Raw genomic sequence first — 3,100 nt, 5'->3', positions numbered from 1 at the left:
CTCGCCAAAAAATATAACACCGTATAAATTTAATTGCTAAATTTAAACATTAATTAAGGTCATTGCTCATTTGCTAAGCCCGAATTTCCTTCGGAAACTCTTTGCTCGCAAACACGCAACTAACCTTATACGAACCGTTAGCATTCATTTAAAAACCCACATACTTACAATGAAAAAACATATCCTAATAATCATATTATTTACACTTATATTGAGTTGTTCTAAAGATGATGAAATTCAACCTTCAGAAGAAACAATTGAAACTGTATTTACACTGCCGGTAGTTATTCATATTATACATATAGGAGAAGGTATTGGAACAGGGTTTAATCTATCAAGAGAACGGATTATTGGTCAAATTGAAACGTTGAATAATGATTTTAGAAAAAAAGAAGGAACATCTGGTTACAATACACATCCTTTAGGAACAGACGCAAGAATTGAATTTAAACTAGCAGAAATTGATCCTGATGGAAATTCAACTGACGGTATTATTAGAGTGTATGCTAATGATATTGATTTTGAAGAGAATGAAGAGAATTGGTTATTTGACTATTTACCACATTACGGATACTGGAATATACAAGAATATATCAATATTTGGGTATTTCCTTTTGAGCCCAATTTACTTTTAGGACAATCATCTGTGCCAAAAGTCGATTTACCTGGACTTGAGAACTCAGTTATAACGGGTACCACAGGAATAATGATAACAACACCTCATTTTGGTACATCAGATTTAGTTGGTGGCTCAAATTTAGGTAAAACTTTGACACATGAAATGGGGCATTTTTTAGGTTTAGAACATCTTTGGGGAAGAGAAGAAAATGCAGATTGCATGGCATTTGATGATTATTGCGAGGATACTCCGATTGTATCTAGAAGAACTGGAGGTTGCAGTAACGCACCTACTTCTTGTAATGGAGAAATAGCACTTACTCAAAATTATATGGATTATACAGATGATGCTTGTATGAATATGTTTACCAAAGACCAAGCAGAAAGAATGCGTTACGTGTTAGAAAAAAGTAATACTAGAAAGTCACTTATCACATCATCTTCCATCAATAGAAATTAGTAAGGTTAACCAAAAAACGAAATGCTAACAATGTATAAAAAACATAGGGTATTTTTGCTAAACCGAAAGGTCTGTGAATATTAACAAAGTCCGCTAAATATAAAATTTGGCGTTTATAGTAGAAAAGATAAAAGCAAAATATTTATATTTAGCTAAGTAATAAACCGAAACGTAAGTGCTTATCACCTGCCCTACGTTTCTTATACTGAACGTTACCAAACATTTATATAATCAACCAAAAAAGTATTTATGAACAAGAAAACAATATTTTTAATTTGCGGAATAATAACTGGAATAGCCTTTCTTAACTCTATATCAGGCTATTTATTAGATAGCTCATCTGAAATTAACTGGACACAAAATTTAATGTTTTTGTTCTTTGCTGTTTTATCTTTTTCTTATTATTTCAAATTAAAAAAATCTGAAAAGGAATCTCAATAAAAACCATCTATTCTATTCAAAACAATTACGACAGCGGACTTGACAAAAATGCGTAAATGGACTTTACTCAAATGTAATCGTTACGCTAATGGACTTTCCAAAATTGTGCAAAAAAATAGAACTGGAGGTTTGCGAAATGGAAACGTACCAACAGAACGCAAAAAAACGTTTGGTAACAATGCCTATAATTAATACGGACTTATGGCTTTTCCGCTAAGGTCTGTGTATATTTAGAATGTCGCAAAATCTTATGGATTTTGCATTTTAAACAAAAAAGAAAAAACAAAACCATAAGCTTTTGCTCAGTGCGTAGCTGGAAATCCGATGGATTTCTGCGCCGCACTAATCATAGCCGAGCCGTTGTAGGTAATTAAAACAAAAAAATGAACAGAGTATTTATATTCATATTATTTCTCATAACTATAGGTTGTAATTCAACAAAATTACCAACTGAAAAATTTTCACAATATGAATATTCTAAATCATACAGTATTGAAAATAACAATTTAAAAATTGAACTCGAAAATCCATTAAACTGCCCGTTAAGAGTATGGTTTTTTAATAATGACAAAGAACTTCAAAATAAATTTAGTCAAGTAAATCCAATAGAACTAAAAAGTAAATCAGATACAATAATTGTCTTTTCACAGGTAAATAAAATCAAAAACGATATTCGTTTCAGTTCACGTTTAGGAAGTCTTTCTAAAAAGATAGAACAAATAGAACTTGAACTACCATTTCCAATTAATATGGAATATAAAGTTATTCAAGGGAATAATACAAATCACACCCATAGTTCCGATTGGTCCAGGTATGCGGTAGATTTTGATTTAAAGAAAAATGATACTATCTGTTCAGCAACAAACGGTTTTGTTGTGGGAGTTGTAGATAAGTATGAACTGGGTGGAGAAGGAGATAAATGGAAACCATATGGCAACTATATTACTATTTATGAACCAATATCAGGTTTATTTACTCAATACGTACATTTAGTAAAAAATGGAAGTTTCGTTAAAGTTGGAGATGAAGTCATTAGTGGTCAGGTAATTGGTTTATCTGGAGAAACAGGTCAAACAGATATTGAACATTTACATTTTAATTGTTTAATACCTGCTAATAGTAATGACGGATTGAAATCTATACCATTTAAATTTAAAGAAGGCTACATAAGTGAGAAATTGAATAAGAATGACATCGTGAAAAAATAACTACCTACAACACCGTGTATAATTAATTGCTTTGTTCTTGCCTACTTGCGAAAATTCCTGCGGAATTTTCACGGGTTCGTAAATGTTTGCTAACTTAGTTGCTTAACCACGCAACTAACCATACACAACAACGTTATATTTAATAGCTCGGCATTGTTTGATACAATGCATCACTCAGACGCAAGTAATACGCAGATGGACTCCGACTCGGTTGAATAAAAAAAATTGAAGTTGATTACGGAGGGTTACGATGATAGATTTTTTAAAAAAACTTTTCTGCCTAATTAAAGCTTTAAAACTTCGCTTTATTTCTTTTTTGCCGCTAAGCTGCTCGTCTCGCCAAAAAATATAACACCGTATAAATTTAATTGCT

At 31.6% G+C, this 3,100-nt stretch carries 3 protein-coding genes; all 3 read left to right on the top strand.

Translation table 11 applies throughout. The features are described 5' to 3' along the window. Positions 1–367: 367 nt before the first annotated feature. The 3 genes from ABJD66_RS06700 to ABJD66_RS06690 all read left to right on the top strand — a co-directional run bounded on the left by ABJD66_RS06700 (position 368) and on the right by ABJD66_RS06690 (position 2,727). Positions 368–1,078, top strand: coding sequence for a M43 family zinc metalloprotease (locus ABJD66_RS06700; RefSeq protein WP_348129628.1), 711 nt, complete (start codon positions 368–370; stop codon positions 1,076–1,078). A 249-nt stretch (positions 1,079–1,327) separates the two neighbouring features. After that, entirely contained in the window at positions 1,328–1,519 is a 192-nt protein-coding gene (locus ABJD66_RS06695; protein WP_348129625.1) for a hypothetical protein, read from the top strand. 383 nt (positions 1,520–1,902) lie between these two features. Next, a complete protein-coding gene (locus tag ABJD66_RS06690; protein WP_348129622.1) occupies positions 1,903–2,727 on the top strand; it encodes a M23 family metallopeptidase in 825 nt (274 codons plus the stop codon). The last annotated feature ends 373 nt before the right edge of the window (positions 2,728–3,100 follow it).

This window comes from Cellulophaga sp. (assembly GCF_039943695.1).
Taxonomy (GTDB): domain Bacteria; phylum Bacteroidota; class Bacteroidia; order Flavobacteriales; family Flavobacteriaceae; genus Cellulophaga.
The sequence above is the reverse complement of the archived record's forward strand: the minus strand, read 5'-3'. Positions and strand labels throughout refer to the sequence as shown.

Excerpts from the sequence above, each read along its gene's own strand:
- ABJD66_RS06695 (WP_348129625.1), top strand. The coding sequence starts at position 1,328 with ATGAACAAGAAAACAATATTTTTAATTTGCGGAATAATAACTGGAATA.
- ABJD66_RS06690 (WP_348129622.1), top strand. The coding sequence starts at position 1,903 with ATGAACAGAGTATTTATATTCATATTATTTCTCATAACTATAGGTTGT.